Origin of the sequence: Pseudomonas sp. UC 17F4 (assembly GCF_900101695.1) — a bacterium.
Lineage (GTDB): Bacteria > Pseudomonadota > Gammaproteobacteria > Pseudomonadales > Pseudomonadaceae > Aquipseudomonas.
Window position 1 is genome coordinate 2,446,766 of record NZ_FNKV01000001.1, and the last position, 25,934, is coordinate 2,472,699.

General features: G+C 64.8%; 21 protein-coding genes. 12 read left to right on the forward strand and 9 right to left on the reverse strand.

Annotated features, from left to right (window positions below):
- The first annotated feature begins 104 nt into the window (after nt 1-104).
- Nucleotides 105-1,391 carry an arsenic transporter gene (locus BLR26_RS11420; protein WP_045195073.1) on the forward strand — a complete coding sequence of 429 codons (1,287 nt, stop codon included), beginning with the start codon at nt 105-107 and terminating at the stop codon, nt 1,389-1,391.
- Between the two features lie 57 nt (nt 1,392-1,448).
- Here BLR26_RS11420 and BLR26_RS11425 read toward each other — a convergent pair whose 3' ends face one another.
- The gene (locus tag BLR26_RS11425) at nt 1,449-2,393 is read right to left on the reverse strand and encodes a DUF1853 family protein (RefSeq protein ID WP_093380641.1); all 945 of its coding nucleotides are present in this window, start codon (nt 2,391-2,393) and stop codon (nt 1,449-1,451) included.
- A gap of 133 nt (nt 2,394-2,526) precedes the next feature.
- Between BLR26_RS11425 and BLR26_RS11430 the strand changes: the two genes are divergently transcribed.
- The 11 genes from BLR26_RS11430 (at nt 2,527) to BLR26_RS11480 (ending at nt 14,577) form a co-directional block, all read left to right on the forward strand.
- Complete coding sequence (locus tag BLR26_RS11430) at nt 2,527-3,417, forward strand: NAD(+) kinase (RefSeq protein WP_045195070.1); 891 nt, start codon at nt 2,527-2,529, stop codon at nt 3,415-3,417.
- Nucleotides 3,417-4,388 carry a metallophosphoesterase gene (locus BLR26_RS11435; RefSeq protein ID WP_093380644.1) on the forward strand — a complete coding sequence of 324 codons (972 nt, stop codon included), beginning with the start codon at nt 3,417-3,419 and terminating at the stop codon, nt 4,386-4,388. Before BLR26_RS11430 ends, BLR26_RS11435 begins: the two co-directional genes overlap by 1 nt.
- On the forward strand, nt 4,385-5,257 hold the full coding sequence (locus tag BLR26_RS11440; RefSeq protein ID WP_045195066.1) for a rhomboid family intramembrane serine protease: 873 nt from the start codon (nt 4,385-4,387) through the stop codon (nt 5,255-5,257). The genes BLR26_RS11435 and BLR26_RS11440 overlap by 4 nt, the downstream gene beginning before the upstream one ends.
- 14 nt (nt 5,258-5,271) lie before the next feature.
- Nucleotides 5,272-5,532: a YeaC family protein gene (locus tag BLR26_RS11445; protein ID WP_045195064.1), complete on the forward strand. Its 261-nt coding sequence runs from the start codon at nt 5,272-5,274 to the stop codon at nt 5,530-5,532.
- Nucleotides 5,529-6,359 (forward strand): DUF2797 domain-containing protein, encoded by an 831-nt coding sequence (locus BLR26_RS11450; protein ID WP_045195062.1) that lies wholly within the window; start codon nt 5,529-5,531, stop codon nt 6,357-6,359. The genes BLR26_RS11445 and BLR26_RS11450 overlap by 4 nt, the downstream gene beginning before the upstream one ends.
- Before the next feature lie 14 nt (nt 6,360-6,373).
- Nucleotides 6,374-9,031, forward strand: a complete 2,658-nt coding sequence (gene pepN, locus BLR26_RS11455) for an aminopeptidase N (RefSeq protein ID WP_093380646.1) — start codon at nt 6,374-6,376, stop codon at nt 9,029-9,031.
- 260 nt (nt 9,032-9,291) lie between these two features.
- On the forward strand, nt 9,292-10,347 hold the full coding sequence (locus BLR26_RS11460; protein WP_093380649.1) for a YCF48-related protein: 1,056 nt from the start codon (nt 9,292-9,294) through the stop codon (nt 10,345-10,347).
- Nucleotides 10,348-10,367: 20 nt separating this feature from the next.
- Nucleotides 10,368-12,749 (forward strand): efflux RND transporter permease subunit, encoded by a 2,382-nt coding sequence (locus BLR26_RS11465; RefSeq protein ID WP_093387402.1) that lies wholly within the window; start codon nt 10,368-10,370, stop codon nt 12,747-12,749.
- A gap of 136 nt (nt 12,750-12,885) precedes the next feature.
- On the forward strand, nt 12,886-13,179 hold the full coding sequence (locus tag BLR26_RS11470) for a DUF5629 family protein (protein WP_093380652.1): 294 nt from the start codon (nt 12,886-12,888) through the stop codon (nt 13,177-13,179).
- 1 nt (nt 13,180) lies between these two features.
- Nucleotides 13,181-14,272: a lactonase family protein gene (locus BLR26_RS11475; RefSeq protein WP_093387407.1), complete on the forward strand. Its 1,092-nt coding sequence runs from the start codon at nt 13,181-13,183 to the stop codon at nt 14,270-14,272.
- 122 nt (nt 14,273-14,394) lie between these two features.
- Complete coding sequence (locus tag BLR26_RS11480) at nt 14,395-14,577, forward strand: hypothetical protein (RefSeq protein ID WP_093380655.1); 183 nt, start codon at nt 14,395-14,397, stop codon at nt 14,575-14,577.
- Here the strand turns inward: BLR26_RS11480 and BLR26_RS11485 are convergent.
- From BLR26_RS11485 to BLR26_RS11520, 8 genes are read right to left on the reverse strand one after another with little or no spacing between them, the layout of a single operon-like run.
- Entirely contained in the window at nt 14,564-15,157 is a 594-nt protein-coding gene (locus tag BLR26_RS11485; RefSeq protein WP_093380658.1) for a glutathione S-transferase, read from the reverse strand. The genes BLR26_RS11480 and BLR26_RS11485 overlap by 14 nt on opposite strands.
- Complete coding sequence (locus tag BLR26_RS11490; protein ID WP_093380663.1) at nt 15,154-18,798, reverse strand: AAA family ATPase; 3,645 nt, start codon at nt 18,796-18,798, stop codon at nt 15,154-15,156. Before BLR26_RS11490 ends, BLR26_RS11485 begins: the two co-directional genes overlap by 4 nt.
- Nucleotides 18,795-20,036, reverse strand: coding sequence for an exonuclease SbcCD subunit D C-terminal domain-containing protein (locus BLR26_RS11495; RefSeq protein WP_093380666.1), 1,242 nt, complete (start codon nt 20,034-20,036; stop codon nt 18,795-18,797). The genes BLR26_RS11490 and BLR26_RS11495 overlap by 4 nt, the downstream gene beginning before the upstream one ends.
- A 51-nt stretch (nt 20,037-20,087) precedes the next feature.
- Nucleotides 20,088-21,713 carry a BatD family protein gene (locus tag BLR26_RS11500; RefSeq protein WP_093380669.1) on the reverse strand — a complete coding sequence of 542 codons (1,626 nt, stop codon included), beginning with the start codon at nt 21,711-21,713 and terminating at the stop codon, nt 20,088-20,090.
- Nucleotides 21,710-23,431: a tetratricopeptide repeat protein gene (locus BLR26_RS11505; protein WP_093380671.1), complete on the reverse strand. Its 1,722-nt coding sequence runs from the start codon at nt 23,429-23,431 to the stop codon at nt 21,710-21,712. The genes BLR26_RS11500 and BLR26_RS11505 overlap by 4 nt, the downstream gene beginning before the upstream one ends.
- Nucleotides 23,428-24,504: a vWA domain-containing protein gene (locus BLR26_RS11510; protein ID WP_045195041.1), complete on the reverse strand. Its 1,077-nt coding sequence runs from the start codon at nt 24,502-24,504 to the stop codon at nt 23,428-23,430. The genes BLR26_RS11505 and BLR26_RS11510 overlap by 4 nt, the downstream gene beginning before the upstream one ends.
- Nucleotides 24,497-24,991: a DUF4381 domain-containing protein gene (locus BLR26_RS11515; protein WP_093380674.1), complete on the reverse strand. Its 495-nt coding sequence runs from the start codon at nt 24,989-24,991 to the stop codon at nt 24,497-24,499. The genes BLR26_RS11510 and BLR26_RS11515 overlap by 8 nt, the downstream gene beginning before the upstream one ends.
- Nucleotides 24,988-25,932, reverse strand: a complete 945-nt coding sequence (locus tag BLR26_RS11520) for a DUF58 domain-containing protein (RefSeq protein WP_093380676.1) — start codon at nt 25,930-25,932, stop codon at nt 24,988-24,990. Before BLR26_RS11520 ends, BLR26_RS11515 begins: the two co-directional genes overlap by 4 nt.
- Between the last annotated feature and the right edge of the window lie 2 nt (nt 25,933-25,934).

Below are 25,934 nucleotides of genomic sequence, written 5' to 3' on the forward strand. Positions count from 1 at the left end.
TGCCAGCCGATTACCCGGCCATTGCAGCAGAAATTGGTCACGCAGGCCTTGATCTGTCGCTAGAATCCGGCGCTTGTGCCCCATTTCTACAAGGCTTGTACTTCATGCTGATGGCATCGCTGATATTCCTCCTGACCATTACCCTGGTGATCTGGCAGCCCCGCGGCCTGGGCGTTGGCTGGAGTGCCACGGGCGGGGCGCTGCTGGCGTTGCTCTGCGGGGTGGTGCAGTGGAGCGATATTCCGGTGGTCTGGCAGATCATCTGGAACGCCACCGGCACCTTCATTGCCCTGATTATCATCAGCCTGTTGCTCGATGCTGCTGGCTTTTTTGCCTGGGCGGCGCTGCACGTGGCGCGTTGGGGGCGCGGCAGTGGCCAGCGGCTGTTCTGCTTCATCGTACTGCTGGGGGCACTGGTGTCGGCGTTGTTTGCCAACGACGGCGCGGCGCTGATCCTCACCCCGATCGTGGTGGCCATGCTCCTGGCCCTGCGCTTCAGCCCGGCGGCGACCCTGGCTTTTGTCATGGCCGCAGGTTTTATAGCCGATACCGCGAGCTTGCCGCTGGTGGTGTCGAACCTGGTCAACATCGTCTCCGCCGACTTCTTCGGTATTGGTTTCAACCGTTATGCGGCGGTGATGGTGCCGGTCAACCTGGTTGCCGTGGCGGCAACCCTGGCGGTGCTGTTGTGGTACTTCCGCCGTGATATCCCGGCAGACTACGACCCGCTGCAACTGGATGCGCCGCGCAGCGTGGTGCAAGACCCGGCGACGTTTGTTGCCGGCTGGCTGGTGCTGGCGATCCTGCTGCTCGGCTGTTTTGCCCTTGAGCCGCTGGGCATCCCCATCAGCGCGATTTCGGCGGTGTGTGCACTGGTGTTGCTGCTGGTGGCGGCACGCGGGCACAGGATTTCCACGCGCAAGGTGCTCAAAGAAGCGCCCTGGCACATCGTGGTGTTCTCCTTAGGGATGTACCTGGTGGTCTATGGCCTGCGCAACGCCGGGCTGACCGATTACCTGGCCGGTTGGCTCAACGCATTCGCCAGCGGCGGGGTGTGGGGTGCGGCGCTGGGTACCGGGCTGCTGACCGCGGTGCTGTCGTCGATCATGAACAACCTGCCGACGGTGCTGATCGGCGCCTTGTCGATCGATGCCAGTGCCGCCACCGGGGTGGTCAAGGAAGCGATGATCTACGCCAACGTGATCGGCAGTGACCTGGGGCCGAAAATTACCCCGATCGGCAGCCTGGCGACCCTGTTGTGGTTGCATGTGCTGGAGCGCAAGGGGGTGAAGATTGGCTGGGGGTATTACTTCAAGGTCGGGATTGTGCTGACGCTGCCGGTGTTGCTGCTGACGCTGGTGGCGCTGGCGTTGCGCTTGACGGTGGTTTAGGGCTGGCCTGATCGCGGGGCAAGTCGAGGCGTCGCACCGCCGCTCCCACAAAACCATTTACCCGGGAAGATTGGGCCAAAGGTCAGAGACCAGGAACAAGCGCTCGGCTTCCTCCCACTCGCCACGCTCGCCCTCGACCAGCCTTACCAGCAATTGCGCCGGTGCCAGCGGGTCCAGGGCCTGCAGCCAGGTTTCGAAGCGCTGCACCGACCAGCAGTCCTGCGCCGGATAACAGGCCGGCGCCAGCCAGGCATGGCGCGGTAGCGGCTGCCAGCGACCAGCCGCGCTTTGCGCCCGCAATGACGCCCAGTCCCGCTGATGCAACCAGAGCCCGCGCAAATGCTGCGGGTTGGCCCCACGCGGCGCTTGCGCCTGCCCCGGCCAGGGGTAGAGCAGGTAACCGCCCAGCCACAATTGCGCACTGAACTGCTCGATCTCCAGCGCCGCCAGCGCTTCGCGGCTTTCCGCGCGCGCCGAAATCGGCAACTGGTGTTCGGCCAGGTGGGCAAGCTTGCGGTCCAGGCGGTCATGGCAACCCGGCCCCAGCCACTGCGCCGGGTTCTCTCCCGTGCCGTTCTGCGGCCCCAGGTACAGCTTGATCGCCAGCTCCAGGTGGTGCACACCGTCGCTGTCGCGCAGCAACAGGTCCAGCTCGCCGAGGGTGTGCCCGCCATTGCGGATCGGCAGGTTGGCAGCCAACAGGGTCACGCCGGGAGCATGCTGGAGGACGAACTGCCATAGACGTTCGTAGTACAAACCCAGGCGCCGGGTGCTGGCCTGGGCCAGCCAGTGCAGCAGGGGCTGGCTGTCGCGGTCTTGTGCCAGCAGCCACTGGCGCAGTTGTTCAGGCTCGGCTACCCAGCGGCTGGCCGCCAGCGGGTGGCGCTGCGGCCACGGCGTGTCGCGCAGCATCGGCGGCGCCAGGATCACCCAGGCCAGGTCGCGCACCTGGGGCTGGCGCAACTGGCGGGGCAGGTCGGTCAGGCTGGGAAACGGGTTCATTCTGCGAGCATAGCCGCTCAGCCTGCGCGCTTGCTGAATTTCTCCGGCGTTTGCCGCTGCCCGGCGCTTTCGCCCATAATCGAACTCTTTGGCGAGCATCGCCTCTTTACCCGCCGCAGAGCCCTGGAGCCCCATGGAGCAATTTCGCAATATCGGTATCATCGGACGTCTGGGCAGCTCCCAGGTGCTCGATACCATTCGCCGACTGAAAAAATTCCTGCTGGCGCGGCATCTGCACGTGATCCTCGAGGACACCATCGCCGAAGTCCTGCCCGGCCACGGCCTGCAAACCTCGACCCGCAAGCTGCTGGGCGAGGTCTGCGACCTGGTGATCGTCGTCGGTGGCGACGGCAGCCTGCTCGGCGCCGCCCGCGCCCTAGCCCGGCATAACATTCCGGTACTGGGCATCAACCGTGGCAGCCTGGGCTTTCTCACCGACATCCGCCCCGATGAGCTGGAGGTCAAGGTCGCCGAGGTGCTCGACGGCCACTACCTGGTGGAAAACCGCTTCCTGCTGCAGGCCGAAGTGCGCCGTCACGCCGAAGCCATCGGCCAGGGCGACGCCCTCAACGATGTGGTGCTGCACCCGGGCAAGTCGACGCGGATGATCGAGTTCGAGATCTACATCGATGGCCAGTTCGTCTGCAGCCAGAAGGCCGACGGCCTGATCGTCGCCACGCCGACCGGCTCGACCGCCTACGCGCTGTCGGCGGGCGGGCCGATCATGCACCCCAAGCTCGACGCCATCGTCATCGTGCCGATGTACCCGCACACGCTGTCGGGGCGGCCGATCGTGGTTGACGGCAACAGTGAGCTGAAGATCGTCGTGTCCAAGGACCTGCAGATCTACCCGCAGATTTCCTGCGACGGCCAGAACCATTTCACCTGCGCGCCTGGCGATACCATCACGGTCAACAAGAAGCCGCAGAAGCTGCGCCTGATCCATCCGCTGGATCACAATTACTACGAGGTATGCCGGACCAAGCTCGGCTGGGGCAGCCGCCTGGGTGGTGGAGGCGAGTGATGCTCGATCCCGCTCGCAGTTTCGACCTGATCGGTGACGTGCACGGCTGTGCACATACCCTCGAACGCCTGCTCGACGCCCTCGGCTACAAGCGCCAGGGTGGCGTCTGGCGGCATCCGTCGCGCCAGGCCGTGTTCCTTGGCGACATCATCGACCGTGGCCCGCGGATTCGCGAAGCGCTGCACATCGTCCATGACATGGTCGAGGCCGGCCAGGCCCACTGCATCATGGGCAACCACGAGTACAACGCCCTGGGCTGGAACACCCCGGCGCTGCCCGAGAGCGGCAAGCACTACGTGCGCGAGCACACCCCGCGCCACGGCCGGCTGATCTACGAAACCTTGACCCAGTTCGAACAGCATCCAGGCGACTGGCATGACTTTCTCGAGTGGTTCTACGAACTGCCGTTGTTCATCGACGCCGGGCGTTTTCGCGTTGTCCATGCCTGCTGGGATGCGCGGCTGATCGACCCCCTGCGCCAGCAGTACCCGGACGGGCGCATCGACGAGCATTTCATCCAGGCTTCGGCAGTGCCTGAGAGCTTTGCCGCCACAGTCTGCAACCGCCTGTTGCGCGGCACCGACATGCGCCTGCCGGACGGTTTGACCCTGACTGGCGGCGACGGCCTGACCCGGGCGTTTTTCCGCACCAAGTTCTGGGAAGAAGACCCGCAGACCTACGGCGATATCGTCTTCCAGCCCGATGCGTTGCCCGAGCAGGTGGCCAGTGCGCCGCTCAGCCACAGCCAGAAGAACGCCTTGCTGCGCTACAGCGAGGACGAGCCGATGCTGTTCGTCGGCCATTACTGGCGCAGCGGCAAACCAGCGCCGATCCGCGCCAACCTGGCCTGCCTGGACTACAGTGCGGTGCTGTACGGCAAACTGGTCGCTTACCGCCTGGATGCTGAAACCCGCATCGACCCGCGCAAGTTCGTCTGGGTTGATGTCGACCGGCCGGAGGCCAGCCAATGACTGCAGTGGTGGTATTACGCATGCCGTTGAGTACCGATCTCAGCGGCTTTGTCGGCCTGTTGCGGCGCCTGCAGGTGCCGCACCGGGTCAGCGAGGAGGGCGGTGACCAGGTGTTGTGGGTGGCCGAGAACCTCGCCGAAGACGTACGCCAGCTTTACCAGCGTTTCCCCGAGGGCAATGCCGAGTTCGAACTGCCGGCCGATGCCGCCCTGGCGCCGCCGGCGCGTCCGAGCATCGGCGAGCAGTTGCGCGCCAGCAAGGCCACGGCGGCGATCCTCCTGCTGTGCCTGATCGTCGCCGGCCTTACTGGCCTTGGCGACAACTTCGCGACCTTGAGCTGGCTGACCTTCCTCGATTTTCGCGTGCAGGGCGACTACCTGTACTTCACCCCCTTGGCCGCCAGCCTTGCCGATGGCCAGTGGTGGCGCCTGTTCACGCCGATGCTGGTGCATTTCGGCATCCTCCACCTGGCCATGAACGGCCTCTGGTACTGGGAACTGGGCCGGCGCATCGAACTGCGCCAGGGGCCATGGAACCTGCTCGGCCTGACCTTGCTGTTCAGCCTGGTGTCCAACGCTGCGCAGTACCTGTTTGGCGGCCCGAGCCTGTTCGGCGGCTTGTCGGGGGTGCTCTACGGTTTGCTCGGACACATCTGGCTGTACCAGTGGCTGGCGCCCAACCCGGTGTATCGCATGCCGCGCGGCGTGCTGGTGATGATGCTGGTGTGGCTGCTGCTGTGCCTGTCCGGTTTGATCAGCCTGCTCGGCTTCGGCCAGATCGCCAACGCCGCCCATGTCGGCGGGCTGTTGGTCGGTTGCCTCAGCGGGCTCTTGGGCGGGGCGCTGGCCCGGCGTAAACTGACCGCTTGATTTTGGGAGACCTTATGTCCACTTTTGCGCAAATGATTGAAAACATCACCCCGGAAATCTACCAGAGCCTGAAACTGGCGGTAGAGCTGGGCAAATGGGCAGACGGGCGCAAGCTCACCACCGAGCAGAAAGAGCTGTCGCTGCAGGCGGTGATCGCCTGGGAGCTGCAGAACCTGCCGGAAGAACAGCGTACCGGTTACATGGGCCCGCAGGAATGCGCCTCGAAGTCGGCACCGGTGCCGAACATCCTGTTCAAGTCGGATGCGATCCATTGATCGAACTCGGCCGCGGCTCCATCAGTAAAATGTCGGCGCGTCTCGATGCGCCGGTGGTGCAGTACGCTTTTCGTCTGGGCGAGCAGGAAGTGCCGGTCAACCCCTTGATCGGCAAGACCCTGCGCCTGGAATACCTCGGTGCCATCCATTGCAGCCACTGCGGGCGCAAGACCAAGACCAGCTTCAGCCAGGGTTATTGCTACCCGTGCATGACCAAGCTTGCGCAGTGCGACGTGTGCATCATGGCCCCGGAAAAATGCCACTACGATCAGGGCACCTGCCGCGAACCTTCGTGGGGCGAGCAGTTCTGCATGACCGATCATGTGGTGTACCTGGCCAACTCCTCAGGCATCAAGGTCGGCATTACCCGGGCGACCCAGTTGCCCACCCGCTGGCTAGACCAGGGCGCCAGCCAGGCGCTGCCGATCGTGCGGGTTGCCACCCGCCAGCAGTCGGGGCTGGTCGAAGACCTGTTCCGCAGCCAGGTGGCCGACCGCACCAACTGGCGCGCCTTGCTCAAGGGCGATGCCGAGGCGGTCGACCTGCTTGCCGTGCGCGATCAACTGTTCGACAGCTGCGCCGAGGGCCTGACTGCCCTGCAGGCGCGATTCGGCCTACAGGCCGTGCAGCCGTTGAATGATGGTGAAGTGCTGGAAATCCGCTACCCGGTCGAGGCCTACCCGAGCAAGATCGTCAGCTTTAACCTGGATAAGAATCCCGTGGCTGAAGGCACGCTGCTGGGCATCAAGGGCCAGTACCTGATCTTCGACACCGGCGTGATCAATATTCGCAAATACACGGCGTACCAGCTCGCCGTGCATCAGTAAAAAAGGACCGCCACATGCGTACCGAACAGCCGCAAGTGATCTACCTCAAGGACTATCAGGCCCCCGAATACCTGATCGACGAGACCCACCTGACCTTCGAACTGTTCGAGGACCACAGCCTGGTCCACGCGCAGCTGGTCATGCGCCGCAATCCGGCCCGTGGTGCCGGCCTGCCGCCGCTGGTGCTCGACGGCCAGCAGTTGGAGCTGCTCAGCGTCGCCCTGGACGACCAGGCCCTGGCCGCCGGCGACTACCAGCTCGATGACAGCCACCTGACCGTACAGCCCAAGGCTGCGACCTTCACCCTCGACACCAGCGTGAAGATCCACCCCGAGCGCAACACCGCCCTCGAAGGCCTGTACAAGTCCGGCAGCATGTTCTGCACCCAGTGCGAGGCCGAGGGTTTTCGCAAGATCACCTACTACCTCGACCGCCCGGACGTGATGAGCAAGTTCACCACCACGGTGATCGCCGAGCAGCATCGCTACCCGGTGCTGCTGTCCAACGGCAACCCGGTCGGTACTGGCCCGCAGGAAGATGGCCGGCATTGGGCAACCTGGGAAGACCCGTTCATGAAACCGGCCTACCTGTTCGCCCTGGTCGCCGGTGACCTGTGGTGCGTCGAAGACAAGTTCACCCGCCAGTCGGGCCGTGACGTGACCCTGCGCATTTATGTCGAGCCGGAAAACATCGACAAGTGCCAGCACGCCATGACCAGCCTGAAGAAGTCCATGCGCTGGGACGAGGAAGTCTATGGCCGCGAGTACGACCTGGACATCTTCATGATCGTCGCGGTCAACGACTTCAACATGGGCGCCATGGAAAACAAGGGCCTGAACATCTTCAACTCCAGCTGCGTGCTGGCCCGCGCCGAAACCGCCACCGACGCCGCGCACCAGCGGGTCGAGGCGGTGGTCGCCCACGAATACTTCCACAACTGGTCGGGCAACCGCGTGACCTGCCGTGACTGGTTCCAGCTGTCGCTCAAGGAAGGCTTCACGGTGTTCCGTGACTCGGAGTTCAGCGCCGACATGAACTCGCGCACGGTCAAGCGTATCGAGGACGTCGCCTACCTGCGCACCCACCAGTTCGCCGAAGACGCCGGGCCCATGGCCCACGCCGTGCGCCCCGACAGCTTCATCGAGATCTCCAACTTCTACACCCTGACCGTGTACGAGAAGGGCTCGGAAGTGGTGCGCATGGTCCGCACCCTGCTGGGCGCCGAGGGTTTCCGTAAAGGCAGCGACCTGTACTTCGAGCGTCATGACGGCCAGGCCGTGACCTGCGATGACTTCATCAAGGCCATGGAAGACGCCAACGGCGTCGACCTGACCCAGTTCAAGCGTTGGTACAGCCAGGCCGGCACGCCGCGCCTGGCAGTCAGCGAGGCTTACGACAGCGCCACGCAGACTTACAGCCTGACGTTCCGCCAGAGCTGCCCGGCCACCCCGGACAAGGTCGAGAAAAAACCATTCGTGATCCCGGTGGAACTGGGCCTGCTCGATGCCCAGGGCAACGACATTGCCCTGCGCCTGCAAGGTGAAGCGGCAGCAGACGGCACCTCGCGGGTGTTGTCGGTCACCGAAGCCGAGCAGACCTTCACCTTCGAGGGCATCGCTGCCAAGCCGCTACCCTCCTTGCTGCGTGGCTTCAGTGCCCCGGTCAAGCTGAGCTTTCCGTATGACCGTGACCAGCTGATGTTCCTCATGCAGCACGACAGCGATGGTTTCAATCGCTGGGAAGCCGGCCAGCAACTGTCGGTACAGGTGCTGCAGGAACTGATCGCCCAGCACCAGCAGGGCGCCAAGCTAATGCTGGATCAGCGCCTGGTGACCGCGTTGGGTACGGTGCTGGCCAACGAGCAACTGGACCAGGCCATGGTCGCCGAGATGCTCTCGCTGCCCAGCGAAGCCTACCTCACCGAAATCAGCGAAGTGGCTGACGTCGATGCCATCCACGCCGCCCGCGAGTTCGCCCGCAAGCAGATCGCCGAGCAGCTGTTCGATGCCCTCAACGCACGCTACCAGGCCAACCGCGCGCTATCGCGTGGCACCGAGTACGTTGCCGAAGCCGAGCACTTTGCCCGTCGCAGCCTGCAGAACATCGTGCTCTCGTACCTGATGCTCAGCGCCCGGCCCGAAGTGCTGGCTGCAACCCTGGAGCAGTTTGACGCCTGTGACAACATGACCGAGCGCCTCACCGCCCTGGCCGTGCTGGTCAACTCGCCGTTCGAGACGGAGCGGGCCAAGGCCCTGGAAAGCTTTGCCGAGCACTTCAAGGACAACCCCCTGGTCATGGACCAATGGTTCAGCGTACAGGCGGCCAGCACCCTGCCGGGCGGCCTGGCGCGGGTCAAGGCGCTGATGCAGCACCCGGCCTTCACCATGAAGAACCCGAACAAGGTCCGCGCCCTGATCGGTGCCTTCGCCGGGCAGAACCTGGTCAACTTCCATGCCGGCGATGGTTCGGGCTATCGCTTCCTGGCGGACCTGGTGATCGAGCTCAACGCCCTCAACCCGCAGATCGCTTCGCGGCAACTGGCGCCGCTGACCCGCTGGCGCAAACACGACAGCGCCCGTCAGGCGTTGATGAAAGGCGAGCTGGAGCGGATTCTGGCGTCGGGTTCGTTGTCCAGCGATGTGTATGAGGTTGTGAGCAAAAGTCTGGCCTGAAGACCCTATCGCGGGTCAAGTCGAGGCGTCGCACCGCCGCTCCCACAGGGAATTGCATGCACCGACCCTGTGGGAGCGGGCTTGACCCGCGATTGCTTCCCCGCAAATCCTGCGCTTAACAAAAGATAACGTCCCGTTCGTTGTCAGCCCTTTGCAAACCCCGATAGGATGGCTCTCAGCTATTGCGGGGCTCTGGAACACGGTTTTTGCAGTACCTGCATATAGATTGACCCAAATAACAATAAACGGGGGATAGATCTATGACTGAGCCTGTCATGGCGGGTCTCGGCGCTGCTGCGCGTAAAGCCGGCAATCGCCCTTGGGCATTGGCCGCCAGCGGCTTGCTGGTCTTGGCAATCGGGCTGTGGGCCAATACGGCCGAAGCCGCAGCCGCGCAAACCGATGACTACTCCACCCAATCGTCCAAGGCGGTAAAAAGCTTGCTGCTGGACGTCACCAAGGCCGGCGCACGCCTGGTCGCCGTGGGTGATCGTGGCCATATCCTGTTTTCCGATGACCAGGGCAAGTCCTGGACCCAGGCCAAGGTGCCGACCCGGCAACTGCTCACCGCCGTCTATTTTGTCGACGACCAGCACGGCTGGGCGGTCGGCCACGATGCGCAGATCCTCGCCAGCACCGACGGCGGCGCTACCTGGAGCAAACAATTCGAAGACCTGGCGCGTGAAGCGCCGCTGCTCGATGTCTGGTTCAAGGACACCCAGCACGGCATCGCCGTGGGCGCCTATGGCGCATTGCTGGAAACCACCGACGGTGGCAAGCACTGGAACGATGTCGGCGATCGGCTGCATAACGATGACCAGTTCCACCTCAACGGCATCGCCGCGGTAAAAGACGCCGGCCTGTTCATCGTTGGTGAGCAGGGCAGCATGTTCCGCTCCAGCGACGACGGCCAGACCTGGGAAAAGCTCGAAGGCCCTTATGAAGGCTCGCTGTTCGGCGTCACCGGCACCGCCCAGCCACGCACCTTGCTGGCCTACGGCTTGCGCGGCAACCTCTACCGTTCCAGCGATTTTGGCGACACCTGGCAACAGATCAAATTGAAAGCCGCGCGCGGCAACCTCGAATTTGGTCTGGCAAGCGCTACGCTTCTCGATGATGGCAGCCTGGTACTCGTGGGCAATGGCGGCAGCGTGCTGCGCAGCAGCGACGACGGTCAGAGCTTCAGCGTGTTCAACCGGGCCGATCGCATTGCCCTGGCCGGCGTCAGCGGGCTGAATGAAGGGCGCCTGGTGCTGGTGGGCCAGGGTGGCGTGCACCTGGCTTCGGCCCAGGGCGCCGAAGGAGTGCAGCCATGACCCGTCAGGAGCAGTTCAACATGAACCAGCAGCAACACCATCAGGACAAGGCGACCTTGCTTGAGCGCCTGATCTTCAATAACCGCCCGGTGGTGATCCTCATCTGCCTGCTGGTCAGCGTGTTCCTGTTCTGGCAGGCCACGCAGATTCGTCCGTCCACCAGCTTCGAAAAAATGATCCCGCTCGAGCATCCGTTCATCGAGAAGATGCTCGAACACCGCAACGACCTGGCCAACCTCGGCAACACCGTGCGCATCTCGGTGGAGGCCACCGACGGCGACATCTTCAGCAAGGACTACATGGAAACCCTGCGTCAGGTGCATGACGAGGTGTTCTACATTCCCGGCGTCGACCGCTCCGGGCTTAAGTCGCTGTGGAGCCCCAGCGTGCGCTGGACCGAAGTGACCGAAGAGGGCTTCGCCGGCGGCGAGGTGATCCCGCAGACCTACGACGGCTCGGCCGACAGCCTCGACCAGTTGCGCAACAACGTGCTCAAGTCCGGGCAGGTCGGGCGCCTGGTGGCCAACAACTTCAAGTCGAGCATCATCGACATCCCGCTGCTGGAGTCCTACCCCGACCCGCAGGACCAGGGCAGGCTGATCAAGCTCGACTACCAGCAATTCTCCCATCAGCTCGAAGAGAAGATCCGCGACAAGTTCCAGGCCCAGAACCCCAACGTGAAGGTGCACATCGTCGGCTTCGCCAAGAAGGTCGGTGACCTGATCGACGGCCTGATGATGGTGGCGATGTTCTTCGGCATCGCCCTGGTGATCACCTGGGTGCTGCTGTACTGGTTCACCTGGTGTATCCGCAGCACCATCGCGGTGCTGATCACCACCCTGGTGGCGGTGGTCTGGCAATTGGGCCTGATGCATGCGGTGGGTTTCGGTCTTGACCCGTACTCGATGCTGGTGCCGTTCCTGATCTTCGCCATCGGCATCTCCCACGGGGTGCAAAAGATCAACGGCATCGCCTTGCAGTCCAGTGATGCCGACAACGCCCTGACCGCGGCCCGGCGCACCTTCCGCCAGCTGTTCCTGCCGGGGATGATCGCCATCCTGGCCGACGCCGTGGGCTTCATCACCCTGTTGATCATCGACATCGGCGTGATCCGCGAGCTGGCCATCGGTGCCTCGATCGGTGTGGCGGTAATCGTCTTTACCAACCTGATCCTGCTGCCGGTCGCCATCTCTTATGTCGGCATCAGCAAGAAGGCCATCGAGCGCAGCAAGAAGGACGCCACCCGCGAGCATCCGTTCTGGCGCCTGCTGTCGAATTTTGCCAGCGCCAAGGTCGCGCCGGTGTCCATCGTCCTGGCCTTGCTGGCCTTCGGTGGCGGCCTCTGGTACAGCCAGAACCTGAAGATCGGCGACCTCGACCAGGGCGCGCCGGAGCTGCGTCCGGACTCGCGCTACAACCAGGACAACGCCTTCATCATCAACAACTACTCGACCAGCTCCGACGTGCTGGTGGTCATGGTCAAGACCCCGACCGAAGGCTGCTCGGTGCACTCGACCATGGCGCCGATCGACGAGCTGATGTGGAAGATGGAGAACACCCAGGGGGTGCAATCGGCGATCTCCCTGGTGACTGTGTCCAAGCAGATGATCAAGGGCATGAACGAGGGCAACCTGAAATGGGAAAGCCTGTCGCGCAACCCGGACGTGCTCAACAGCTCGATCTCCCGAGCCGACGGCCTGTACAACGCCGACTGCTCGCTGGCGCCGGTGCTGATCTTCCTCAACGACCACAAGGCCGAGACCCTCGACCGCGCGGTCAAGGCGGTGCAGGAATTTGCCGACACCCACAACAAGGAAGGCCTGGAGTTCCTCCTGGCGGCCGGTAACGCCGGTATCGAGGCGGCCACCAACGAGGTGATCAAGTCGGCCGAGCTGACCATCCTGATCCTGGTGTACATCTGCGTGGCGGTGATGTGCATGATCACCTTCCGCTCGTTTGCCGCAACCTTGTGCATTGTCCTGCCGCTGGTGCTGACCTCGGTGCTGGGCAACGCCCTGATGGCCTTCATGGGCATCGGCGTCAAGGTCGCGACCCTGCCGGTGGTGGCGCTGGGCGTGGGTATCGGCGTGGACTACGGCATCTACATCTACAGCCGCCTGGAGAGTTTCCTGCGTGCCGGGCTGCCGCTGCAGGAAGCCTACTACCAGACCCTCAAGTCCACCGGCAAGGCGGTGCTGTTCACCGGCCTGTGCCTGGCCATCGGCGTGTGCACCTGGATCTTCTCGGCGATCAAGTTCCAGGCCGACATGGGCCTGATGCTGACCTTCATGCTGCTGTGGAACATGTTCGGCGCGTTGTGGCTGCTGCCGGCACTGGCGCGGTTCCTGATCAAGCCGGAAAAAATGGCGGGCAAGCAGGGCGGTTCGATTTTCGCCCATTGATGCGGCAATCGCGGGGCAAGTCGGATCGCCGCACCGCCGCTCCCACCCTGGCTGTGGGAGCCGCGGTGCGGCGATCCGACTTGACCCGCGATGCTTTCAGGTATCATGGGGGTTTCCCGCCAGTGATATCCCTGCAATGACAACCCTCTCCCAAGCCCTCGAATCCTGCAACATGCTCCTGGTCGACGGCCTGCACGCCTTTGACTTCAGCTTCGACGAAACCGGCCTGCGCATCGAGTTGATGGACGGCCGCGCCTTGAAAAAATACGCGTTCTCCCCCGAGCAGATCGGCGCCGCCCGGCTCGAAGGTACCGACTGGCTGATCACGGCCGACACCGGCGAGCATCGGCTAGTCTGTATGAGTGCCTTTAGTGCCCGCGAAGAGGATGACGATGACGCGCCTGCTGAAGAACCTGCTGATCGCCAGTAGCATGAGCCTGATGTTCACCGCCCAGGCCCATGAGCTGCTGGTCGGCAGCTACACCGCAGGCAGCAGCGAGGGCATCTACCGTTATCGCTTCAACAGCGACAGCGGCCAGATCGACCCCACGCCGCTGCAGGTGCTCAACAGTGAAAACCCGTCCTGGCTGACCCTCTCGGTCGACAAGCGCCTGCTGTTCGCGGTCAACGAGAATGGCGCCGGCAACGGTCAGGTCAGCAGTTTTGCCATCGGCAAGGACGGCAGCCTCAAGGCCCTGAACCAGGTGCCCAGCCTGGGCGACGAGCCGACCCATTCCAGCCTCAGCCATGACCAGCGCTACCTGTTCGTCGCCAACTACGGCGTGTTGCCCGCCCCGGGCGGCAGCCTCAGTGTGTTGCCGGTGAACCGTAAAGGCCGTTTGCAGGCCTCGGTGCAGCAAGACCGGCACAAGCCCAGCGGCGTCAACCCGGAGCGCCAGACCGGGCCGCACGTGCATTCGGTGGTGTCCTCGGACGACGGCAAGTACGTGTTCGCCAGTGATCTTGGCGCCGACAAGGTGTTTGTCTACCGTTACGACGGTGCCAGCCCCACCCAGCCCCTGAGCGCGGTCGAGCCGGTAAGCCTGCCGCCGGGCAGCGGGCCGCGCCATTTGCTGTTTGACCGCGACGGCAAGCATGCCTACCTGACCCTGGAAATGAGCGCGCAAGTGGTGGCGTTCGAGTACCAGGACGGCAAGCTGCTGGAACTGCAGCGCCTGCCCTTGACCGAACAGGGTGATGCCTCGGCCCGCGCGGCGGGGGCCTTGCACCTGTCGGCTGACGGGCGCTTTCTGTATGTCAGCAACCGCGGTACGGCCAACGAGCTGCTGGTGTTTGCCGTCGATGACAAGACCGGCAAGCTGATGCAGGTGCAGAGGCGCAGTGTCGAAGGTGATCATCCTCGGGAATTCACCCTCGACCCGAGCGGCAAGTTCCTGCTGGTGGCCAATCAGAAGAGTAACCAGATCGTGGTGATCCGCCGTGATCCGCGCAGTGGCTTGCTCGGTGAAACCGTGCAGAAGCTGGCCCAGGATGCGCCCTCGGACCTGAAGTTCGTCAACTGACTATCAATTACGCTGATGTTTGCTACTGCTGCAATGAATTTCTGTGCGCCGCGCCAGCGGCGTAAGTTTGAACCACGGCCCCAGACGGCCACTTCAAACCACAGACTTCGAGGGTCAGCGCCATGAACTTCAACCTTTTCCCGGTCATCGCCGCTTCCGCCATTTCTGCTTCGGTGGTCCTGCCGGCCAACGCCCACGTCGAGCTCAGCGAGCGCAAATCGTCGACCCAGAGCTATACCCAGAAGTACCTGCAACAAAGCGCCAACTTCTACGCCGCGCTGGACCACAAGCCTAGCGCGCCATGATCGCCTTGAACAGCGCCGACTCCAGCCAACCCTGCAGCCACGCCCGCAAGTGCGGGTAGGGCGCCTGGGCAAACCATTCAGGCTCGACCCCGGCGAACTGGCGCATCAATGGCAGTAACGCCGCATCCGCCAGGCTTGGATGGTCAGCGAACAGGTAGCCCTGGTGCGCCAGTCGCTCATTCAGCTCGGCCAGCCAGGGTTCAGCCTGTGCCCGGTACTCCTCACGCGAGTGCTGCGGGTAGCGTTCAGCGTACTTGTACAGATTGACCTGCACCTTGAACTGGCGATCATTGCGCTCGATCAGCGCCTCGGCGGCCTGCGCCGCCTGCGGGTCGGCCGCCAGTTGCCAGTCTTGCGGATCATGCCGGGCGAGGGCCCAGCGCATGATCTCCAGGCTTTCCTCCAGCACCAGGCTACCTGCACTCAACACCGGTACCGTGCCCTTGGGCGACAGTGCCAGAAGCTCGGCAGGTTTGGCCTTGAGGCTGACTTCGCGAATTTCTACCGGACACTCGGCATAGCGCAGCGCCAGGCGCGCACGCATGGCCCACGGGCAGCGGCGGAACGAGTAGAGGATCATCCGCTGACCTCCACCGTGCTCAGGCCATTGCCCTGGCGACGCACCTGGATCTGCACCGGGATACGCTCGTGCATTTCCTGTACGTGGGAGATCACCGCGACCTTGCGGCCCTGGGCCTGCAGGCCGTCGAGGGCGTCCATGGCCAGTTGCAGCGACTCCGGATCGAGGCTGCCGAAGCCTTCGTCGATGAACAGCGACTCGATGCGCAAGGTGCTCGAGGCCATCGATGCCAGGCCCAGGGCCAGGGCCAGCGAGACCAGGAAGGTTTCACCGCCCGACAGCGAATGCACCGAGCGCAGCTCGTCGCCCATTTCCGTGTCCAGCACCAGCAAGCCGAGCAGGCTGCCACCGCGCTTGAGCCGGTAGCGCCGGGCCAGCTGACGCAATTGGGCGTTGGCGTGGTGCACCAGCAGGTCGAGGTTGTAGCCCTGGGCGATCTTGCGGAAGGTGTCGCCGGTGGCCGAGCCTATCAGGGCGTTGAGCCGCGCCCAGCGCTGCCATTCGCCGTAGGCGCTGGCGATCCGTTCGGCCAGGGCCTGGTGCGCCAGTTGCCGGCGCTGGTCTTCAGCCTGGGCGGCACGCAGTTCGGCGCAGGTCTGTTCGCTGGCCGCCAGCTGTAGCTGCAGGCTGTCGATTACCTGCTCCAGGGCTTCGCGGGTGAGCTCGGCGTTGCCCTGGGCCTGATGCTGGTCCAGGCGCTGCTGGCGCTCCTGCAGCAGGGTGCGGGCCTGTTCGATGGCTTTTTCGGCGTCCTGCAGACCCTGACGCAGCTGCGCTACGGCGTTGTCGTCCAGTGCCAGTAATTGCTCCAGACCGCTATCGTCCAGTTCCGGGTGGCCCTGGCGCCATTGTTCGATCTGCGCGCGAACCTCGTTGTGTTCCTGTTCCAGGTTGCTCAGGCGTTCGTCTTTGGCCTTGAGCTCGGCGGCCAGTTCGATCAGTTGCGCCTGGGTTTGCTGCAGTTGTTGCAGCGCCTGGGTTTCAGCCTGGCGTGCGTGCTCCACGGCCTGTTCCAGATGCTGCTGCCAGTGTTCGGCGCTGGCCTGTTCGCCGAGCAGGGCGGTGAGGCTGTCGCGGCTACTTTGATGCTGGTGTTCCAGCTCAGTGCACTGTTGTTGCAGCTCTTCGTGTTTTTGTACCCGCGCCTGTTGCTGCAGCTGGGCTTTGTCCAGGCTCTGCTGGCGCTCGGCATGTTCCTGCTGTTCGTCCTTTTGCCGTTGCAAAAGATCCAGGCGCAGGGCCAGTTGCTGGTCCAGGCGCATGAAGGCGGCGGCCGGCTCCTGGCGCAGGTCGTTGAGGATGTCAGCGGGCAACAGGCTGGCGAAGCTGCCCAGTTCCTGTTCCAGGCGTTCTTCGTCACTGGCCAGCGCTGTTTGCTGCTGGCTCAGGTGCTGGCTGGCCTGCTGGCTGGCTTCTTGGGCTGCCTGCAGCTGCTGTTGCAGGCGGCTGGCGTCTTTTTGCAGGGTCAGCAGGGCGTTCTGGCGCTGCTCGTCACGACCGATGTCGTGGTTCAGGTTGCGTGCCTGCAAGTCCAGCCAGGTGCTGCGCTGGCTTGCGTCCTGAGCGGCCAGCGACGGGTACAGCGGGTGCGCTTGGAGGCTGGGCAGCAGCGCCTGTTGCTGGCTGCCCAGTTGCTCCTGCTGGTGCAGGTACTCCTTGATCTGGCCGTTGCCCCCGCCCAGTTGCGTGCGCAGCTCATCGAGTTGCTTCTTCAGCCCGTCGACCACCTGCTGGGCATTGGCTTCTTCGTTCTGGTCGTGGCGGCCGAGGCTTTGCAGCAGGGCTTCGGGCTGATGGTAAGGGTGTTCCTGGCTACCGCAGACCGGACAGGGCTGGTCGTCCTGCAATTGCGCGCGCAGTTCTTCGACGCTCTGGCTGCGGGCCAGGCGCTGGCGTTCGAGCAACTGGCGAGTAACGTTCAGCGCCTGTTCGGCGGCGGTCAACTGGTTTTTGCCATTGAGGCCTTCGCTGATCAGCTGTTCGCGTTGTTGCAGGGCAGCTTGCTGGCGTTCGCGCAGGGCTTGCAGGCGCTGTTCGAGCTCTTGCTGGTTGCTCCACAGCCGGCTCAGTTCTTCGACCTGGCGTTGCTGCTGGCGGTTTTTCTGCAACAGCTCGCCAAGCAGGCCGATCTGTTCGGCCAGTGCCTCGGGTTCGGCCTCGGCTTCGCGGTAGAGCAGGGCCAGGGCGGCGCGTTGCGTTTCAAGCTGGGCGTGGGCCTCGCTGGCGCGTTGCTGCAGGCCCGGCAGTTCGGCACGGCCCTGGTTTAGGCGGTTGCCCAGTTGCATCAGTTGCTGCAGGCGGTGGCGATAGGCATTCCAGGCTTCGCTCAAGCCAGCCAGCGCCACGCTTTGCTCAAGCTGCGCGCCGATCTGCTGCAAGCGTTGTTCGCTCAGGCGTTGCTGCTCATTGAGGCTCAGCAGCTGTTGCTGGCCTTCGGCACTGGCCTGTTCGGCCTGCTGCTTGAGCCCTGTGCTGTTGGTCAGCTCCTGCTGCAAACGGGTCAGGGTGTTTTGTTCGGCAAAGGCCTGGCGTAGCGCAGGTGCGCTGTCGCTTTGTTGTGCCAGGGCCAGGCCCAGGGCTTCGCGGGCCTTGGCCTGTTCGTCCTGCAGCTGCTGACGGCTATGCAACTGCTCATGTTGCTGGCGCTGCGCGGCGATACTCGCGGCCAGCGGGCTGAGCTGGGCATTGAGCGCCTGCTGGCGGGCGAACTGGTGACGCTGCGGCGCCAACTGTTCCAGGCGCGCAAGCTTCAGCCGCTCACCGTGCAGGCTATCGTGGTGGTGTTGGGCGCTGTGCAGTTGCGCGCTGCTGGCCTGCACTTGCTCTTGCAGTTGCAGCAGCTCGCTGAGCCAGCTGCGTTGCTGTTCGAGCAGGCGCAGTTGCGCCTGTTCGGCCTTGAACCCGTCGAGCGCTTGGGTGTAGTGCAGGTCCAGTTCGGCGCGAGCCTCGGCGGCCATGGGCAGCACGCCGCTGGCCTGGTCCTGCAGGGCTTTGTGCGCCTCTTCGGCTTCTTTGCTCTTGCTGTAGGCGCGGCGCCCCAACTGGCTGTAGATCGCCGTGTTGGTGAGCTTTTCCAGCAGCTCGCTGCGCTCTTTGTCATCGGCCTTGAGGAAGGCGCTGAACTCGCTCTGGGCGAGCATCACGGCACGGGTGAACTGCTCGAAATTAAGTCCCAGGCGCGACTCGATCAGTTGCTTGTATTCGGCCTTGCTCTGGTTGCTCAGCAGTTGCTCGCTGTCCAGGTCATGCAGGCTCTGGCGGCTGCCTTGCAGCTTGCCGTTGGCCTTGTCGCGGGCGCGGTTGGTTTCCCAGCGGGCGCGGTAGCGACGACTGTCGATGCCGACGAAATCCACCTCGGCAAAGCCGCTGCCCGAACCCCGACGCAGCAGGGTGCGCGGGTCGCTGGTAAGGATGTCGCTGTCGACTTCCGGCACTTTGGTTTCGCGGCCGATGTTGCTCAGCCGCGGCACCGCGCCGAACAGCGCCAGGCACAGGGCATCGAGCAGGGTGCTCTTGCCGGCGCCGGTAGGTCCGGTAATGGCGAACAGGCCGGCGCTGGCCAGCGGCTCGGCGCTGAAGTCGATCTCGATCGGGCCTTCCAGGGAGGCCAGGTTCTTCAGGCGGATGGCGAGAATCTTCATGGCTGTTCTTGCTCCTGCTGGACGTCCTGCAGCAACAGGGCAAAGTCGGCCAGGGTCTGTTCATCGACGGCGTTGCCGTAGGCCTGCTCCCAGGCGCGGCTGAACAGCTCGTGCGGGGTCAGTTGGCCGAGTTCCAGCAGGTCGGCGCTGCTGTCGTCTGCGCTGCGGCCGTTGCCGGCATATTCGGCGGCGATGCGCACCAGGCGCACGGCCTTGCCGTGCAGGGCGCTTTCAAGTTGCGCGCGCAGGTCGGGCAGGGGTTCGTCCAGGCGTACGCGGATCTCCAGCCAGGGTTGGCGCTGCGGGTCGTCGAGCAGGTCGACCACCGGCAGCTCGGCCAGTTGCTCCAGCACCTCGGCCAGCGGCGCCGGGCCCAGGCGTTGCAGGTGCACGGCGCGCGGCACCAGGCGCGATTCGACGCTGGCAAGCTTGGCGCCGTCCAGTTCGATTTCCAGAACCTGGTGCTGATAGCCGATTTCCGAGAACGACAGCGGGATCGGCGAGCCGCTGTAGCGGATGCGCTCTTCGCGGTTGACCTTCTGCGGTTTGTGCAGGTGGCCGAGGGCGACGTAGCTGATCTCCGGGGCGAACAGCCGCGCCGGCAAGGCTTCGGCGTTGCCGATGATCAGGCTGCGTTCGGAGTCTTCCGAGATCGAGCCGCCGGCCATGTGGGCATGGCTCACGGCAATCAGCGCCTGGCCGTTTTTGCGCCGTTGCAGGGCGGCGGCGATGAGTTTTTCGTGGACCTGGGCGATGCCGCGCAGGTAGTCATCGCCCAGGTGCGCACCGGTGACTTCTGCCGGGCGCAAAAATGGCAGCGCCAGGCACCAGGCGGCGACCTTGCCCTTGGCGTTGGTCAGCGGAATCAGCAGGCGCTCGCTGTCCAGCTCGCCTTCATCCAGCCATTGCACACGGCCCAGGGCGTGGGTGCGCAGGCTGCGCATCAGCGGCGCCGGCAACTCGATGCGCGAACCGGAGTCATGGTTGCCGGCAATCATCACGATGGTCAGCTTGGGCTGCTGTTCGTGGGCCTGGACGATGAAGTCGTAGAGCCGTTCCTGGGCTTTGACCGGCGGGTTGACGGTGTCGAAGATGTCGCCGGCAATCAGCAGGGCATCGGGCTGGCGCAGCTTGAGCTGGCCGAGCAGCCACTCGAGAAAGCAGGCGTGTTCGAAGTCGCGTTCCTGGCCGTGCAGGGTTTGACCCAGGTGCCAGTCGGAGGTGTGAAACAGACGCATGAAGGGTTCCGCAGTGTGCCGGCGTGGCGCCCGGGGCGTCACGCCTTGAGGTTATTTGGGGTACAGCGGCGGCAAGCTGCCGTTCTCGCTTTGTGCAGGCTGGACCTGCTCGGCGGCCGGGATGGTACCGATGGCCCGCCATAATTCTTCGCCTTGCCAATACTGCCCGCTTTCGCTGTACAAGGCGCCGTTGAGGCCATCGAGGGCATCGGACAGCGGCACGAAACGCGCGGCCATCTCGGCCAGGGTTTCCGGTTGCTGGCGCGCCCAGGCATCCAGGGCCTGGCGCGTCGCTTGAGGGTCGTTGGCCTGGCACGCGCGCTTGAGGTCATCTAGCAGGGTGCGCGGGCTCGGCCCGCTTTGCGCCGCGCGCAGCACCGCCGGTTGCGAGCGCGCCCGCCACCACAGGGCAAAGCCCAGCAGGGTGGTCAGGGCCAGCACCAGGGTACTCAGTTGCCAGGGCCAGAGCAGGTAGGTGTGCACCGTGACCGGGTCGACGCTGGCCGGCTTGTCGGCGCTCAGCGCCGGGTTGTCCTCGATCTGCAGGCTGCGCGCCGGCAGATTGCTGCGCTCCAGATGATCTTCGCGGGTGTTCCACCAGACCACTTCCTGGCTCGGCAGTTCCAGCCTGCCGGCGTGGGTCGGTACCAGCGCTTCGCGCTCTTCACGCACCCCGAGCAGGCCGCGGTCATTGACCTGGTTGCGCAGTTGCGGCTGGTCCGGGTAGCGGCGCAGGCCGCTCACTTCAGTGCCGGGCAGTGGTGGCAACTGGGCGCTGGACAAACCCTCGGCCTGGAGGATCACGGTGCGGGTCAGCGAGTCGCCGATTTGCGTCTGTTGCTGGGCCGGGTCCGGGCTCCAGTGTTCTTCCAGGGTCAGGCTGTTGGCCGGCAGCCACGGTGTATCGGCTGGGTAATCGGCCGGGATCGGGTCGACCGTCAACACCAGCGGTGTCGAGCTGACCTGCACCTGCTTGCCGGCGCGCGGGGTGTTGAGTTCCTGCTCGGCGTCGTTCTGCGCGGCGGTGGCGCTGAAGGTCAGGGCCGGGATTTTCAGGTCGCCGCTTTGCTGCGGGTAAATTGCATAGCGCATCTCGATCACGCCGTGGCGCACACCGTCGATGACTTTTTCGAAGGTGCGCGACTCACCCAGCGGCTCGACCCTGGCGTTGTCCAGCTGCAGCGGGCTGAGGCTGCTGTCGTCGTACAGCGGCACCGAGTGATAGATGCTCAGGGTCAGCACCGCCTGGGCCTGGACGTAAACCTCGGGCTGGTCGAGGCTGGCGTCGATGAACACCGGCCCGTGGTTTTCGCTGCTGATCTCGTTGGCCTGGATCTGCAGGCTGATCGGCTGGCTGCGCACCTCGCCCAGTTGCAGAGCGGGTATTTCCACGCTGCCGCTCTGGCGTGGCAACAGGGTGATGATCCAGCGGGTGTTGGCGCTGTTCTCGTCGAGGCTGTTGAGGCTGTTGACCTGGCGGGTGCCACGCACTTCGAAGCTGGCATCGAGCGGCGTCAGGTCGGGCTTGCCGAATTGGGTGACATCCTGGGTCTCGAGGGTCAGCTCAAGGGTTTCGCCGGCATTCAGGCGGGTGCGGTCGACACTGGCGAGCAGCGCCGCCGCCTGCACCTGCAGGGCGATAAAGAGGCTGAAGACCAGGACGCAGACGCGACTCATCGATGGGTTTCCTGATGTTGTTGCTGTTCATACCAGAATTTACGCCGCAACAGCTCGGCCGGGTTGTCCGGAATCTGTCGCAGCCATTGTTCCAGGGCCTGGCGCTGTTCGGCATCAAGGCTGCTGTCGGTCGGGCGCTGGGGCGGGCGGGTGGTGTCTTCGTCGTCCGCGCCGCTGGCCTGGTTTTGTGCCTGCTCGTTGGCGTTGTCTGCAGGTTTGCCTGCTTCATCGGCCTCTTGCGGTGGTTTTGCTGCGGCCTGGTCCTGGGCGTTCTGCGAGCTGCTGGCAGCGTCGCTGCTGCTGTTGGGGTCGCTTTGCTGGTTGTCTTCGGGCGGCTGCTCAGGCGTCTGTTCGGCCTGGCGTTGTTGCAGCAATTGCTCGACCAGGGCCTTGTTGGCCAGCGCCGGTTGCAGTTCCGGCTGGCGCTCCAGAGCCTGCTCGTAGGCATCCACTGCGGCTTCCAGTTCACCGCTGCGGGCCAGGGCGTTGCCGCGATTGTAATGGTCGGCGGCGCGGTTGCCCTGGGCGAACTGGCGCGCGGCGCCGTTGTAGTCGCCGGCCTCATACAAGGCCAGGCCTTTCCATTGCGGGTCTTCGAAGTGTCGCGCAGCTTCGGCCGGGCGCTGCTGCTCAAGCAGGCGCTGGCCTTGCTGGTCGGGGCGCAGCCACAGGTCGTTGAACTCGAAGGCGTAGCTTGGTTGCGGCAGGGCCAGCAGCAACGGCAGGCAGAACAGCCAGCCACGGCGGCCGGCGCAGGCGGCCAGCAGCAACAGTGGCAGCAACAGCCAATAGCCCTGGTCGGCCCAGCTGTCGAGCTGCACGGTCTGGCCATCGTCTCGCAGGCTGCGCGGGTTGTCGAACAGGCGCAGGCCGCGCAGGTCGAGGTCGTCGATGCGGGCGCTGCGATAACGCCCGCCGGTACTGGTGACAAAGGCTTTGAGGCTGGCGCTGTCGAGGCGCGGCAAGAGGATGCCGCCCTGATCGTCCTTGAGGAACTCGCCGTTGGCCTGCCTGACCGGCGCCCCCTCGGCGCTGCCGACGCCGAGCATCAACAGGCTCGGGCCCTGGCGGCCAAGCGCCTGGACGATGCCCTGGCGCTCCTGGGTATCGAGCGATGAGCCGATCAACAGCAGCCGGCCCTGGCCGATGCCTGCCTGGGCGAGCAGGGCCAGGCCCTTGCGCACGGCAAGATCCGCGCGCTGGCCGGCTTGCGGCATGATCGCCGGGTCCAGGGCTTCGAGCAGGTTGCGGCTGGTGGCCAGGTCGTCGGACAGCGGCACCAGGGTGTGCGCGCTGCCGGCGTAGACGATGATCGCGGTCTGGCTGTCGCGGCGGTGCTCGAGCAGGTCGAGGATCTTGCGTCGGGCCTGTTCCAGGCGGTTTGGCGCGGCGTCGTCGGCAAGCATCTGCGGGGTCAGCTCAAGCAGCACCACCAGCGGGTCGGCCGGGCGCTGGCGGGTGTCCTCCAGGCGCTGCCAGCTTGGGCCTACCAGGGCCAGCACGGTGATCAGCCAGGCCAGGCCCAACGCGATCCACGGCAGTTTGCTGTCGCGACCGTTGCCGCCACCGAGCAGCACGGCATGGAAGGCCGCGGGCAGGATCATCTGCCAGCGCCCGGCGCGTTTTTGCCGGTGCCAGAGCTTCCACAGCAACCAGGCCAGCAGCGGCAGGACGACCAGCCACAGCGGGCGTAGCCATTGCGGCCACAGTTCGTTCATCGCCGCCTCCTCAAGCGCAGCCGTTGCAGGCGCTGGCGCCATTCCGGGTGCGGCTGCAAAAAGCGTGGGCGGCGCAGCAGGCGCTGCAACAGGTTGTCGGGCCATTGCTGTTCGACCACCAGCAGCACGCTGAGCACCAACGCCAGGGCCAGCGGCCAACTGTACAGCGGCTCGGCGGTGCGCGCCTGGGTCGGCTGCTGGGCCACAGGCTCCAGGCGGTCGAGGGCGTCGCCGATGGCTTGCAGTTCTTCGCCGTCGTGGGCGCGGAAGTAGCTGCCGCCGGTCAGTTCGGCGATTTCCTTGAGCGAGGCTTCGTCCAGGTCCAGGCTCGGGTTGATGCCCAGCAAGCCGGCGGTGCCGGTCTGCTCCGGGTCGGCACCAATGCCGATGGTGTAGATGCGCACGTTTTCCTGGGCGGCCAGGCGCGCGGCGGTCAGCGGGTGGATCTGCCCGCCGTTGTTGGCGCCGTCGGTGACCAGCACCAGCACCCGGCTCTGCGCCGGGCGCTGACGCAGGCGCTTGAGCGCCAGGCCGATGGCATCGCCAATGGCAGTGTTCTTGCCGGCGATGCCGATCTGCGCTTCGTCGAGGAAGGTGCGTACGGTGCGCCGGTCGAAAGTCAGCGGTGCCTGCAGGTAGGCCTGGCTGCCGAACAGGATCAGGCCGACGCGATCGCCCTGGCGCTCTTCGAGAAAGTCGCCGAGCAGGGCCTTGACCAGGGTCAGGCGGCTGACGTCGTCGCCTTGCCACTGCATGTCGGGAAAGTCCATGGAGCCGGAAACATCCACCGCCACCAGCAGGTCGCGGCCACTGGCGGCCACCGGCAGCGGTTCGCCCAGCCACTGCGGGCGGGCGGCGGCAAACAGCAGCAACAGCCAGACCAGCACGAATGGCGCTTGCTGGCGCCAGGTCGGCAGGTTCAGGCGCGCGCGGCGCCCGGCCAGGCCTTCGAGTTCATCGAGGAAACTGACCTTGAGCACCGGCTCGCCGCTGTCGGCGGCCGGCAGCAGCAGGCGCGCCAGCCAGGGCAGCGGCAGCAGCACGAAGATCCACGGCCAGGCCAGTTCAAACATGTTTGCGGATCCAGGTTTCGACCGACTGGTTGAGGCCGTTGATGGCTTTGTCGTCGAGTTTGCATTCGGGCTTGTAGGCGCCTTCGACCAGTACCATCCAGCGGGTCAGGCCGGCGGCCGGGCAGCGGTTATCAAGAAACGCCAGCCATTGGCGGCCGTTGAGGGTATGGCTGTGGCTGCCCGGGTAATGGTTGCGGCACAGGCGCTTGAGCAGTGCGTTGATCTGCTGCAGCCAGGCCCCGGCCGGGGCACCGTCGTAGGGTTTGGGCAGGCGCGCGAGTTCGGCCAGGGCCTCGATGCGTACCGGGTCCAGGGGCAGTTCGGCGCGCACGATGGGCTTTTTGCCCGGGCGCCAATGGCGCAGGCGCCACAGGCCCCAAGCCAGTAGCGGCAGCAGCAACAGCAGTGCCCACCAGCCTGGCGCCAGCGGCCACCAGCCGATCGGCGGTGGGGCCAGCAGCGGCTGCAATTGATCGAGCGGGTTCACGAGGTTTTCCCCGGTCGTTGCGCGTTAAGGTACTCGCGCAGTTGCTCGATCATCTCGCTCTGGGTGCTCAGCGGCATCAGCACCACCCGCAGCTTTTGCGCCAGCAGCTCCCAGCGTTCGATGCGCGCCTCGCTTTGCTGGCGGTAGCTCTTGCGCAGGGTCGGGTCGAGGGTGTCGAGCTCCAGTTGCGCACCGTGCTGGGCAAAGCGCAGCAGGCCGGCGGCCGGCAGGGCATGGTCGAGCGGGTCGGACAACGGCAACAGCAGCAGGTCGCAATGACGCGAAAGCAGGCTCAATTGCTGCTCGACCGCAGGCGTCAGCGCCCGCTCGTCGCAGATGATGATTGCCAGGCTGCCCGGGCGCAGCACTTCGCGGGCGCGGCGCAGGGCGATACCGAGGCTGTCGGCCTGGGGCACGGCTTCGGTATGCAGCGACTGGTTGACCCGTGCCAGGCGGTTGAGCAACTGCAACAGGCTCTGCTTGCTGCGCCGTGGCTTGATTTCGTAGTGCTCGTTGTCGCCGAACACCAGGCCGCCAATGCGGTCGTTGTGGCCCAGCGCAGCCCAGCCGATCAGGGCGGCGGCCTGGGCGGCGAGCACCGACTTGAACATCAGCCCGGAACCGAAGAACAGACGCTGGCTTTGTTCGACGAGGATGAAGATCGGCCGCTCCCGCTCCTCATGAAACAGCTTGGTATGCGGCTCCTGGGTGCGCGCGGTCACCCGCCAGTCGATGTTGCGCACATCGTCGCCGGCCTGGTACACCCGCACCTGATCGAAGTCGACCCCGCGTCCGCGCAGTTTCGAGTGGTGCAGGCCGACCAGCGGGCTGCGCTGGCCGGGCCGGGAGAACAACTGCACTTCGCGCACGCGATGGCGCATCTCGATCAGCTCGGCGAGGCTGATGCGGATTCCGGGCACGGCCAGCAGGCGATTGGGCATGG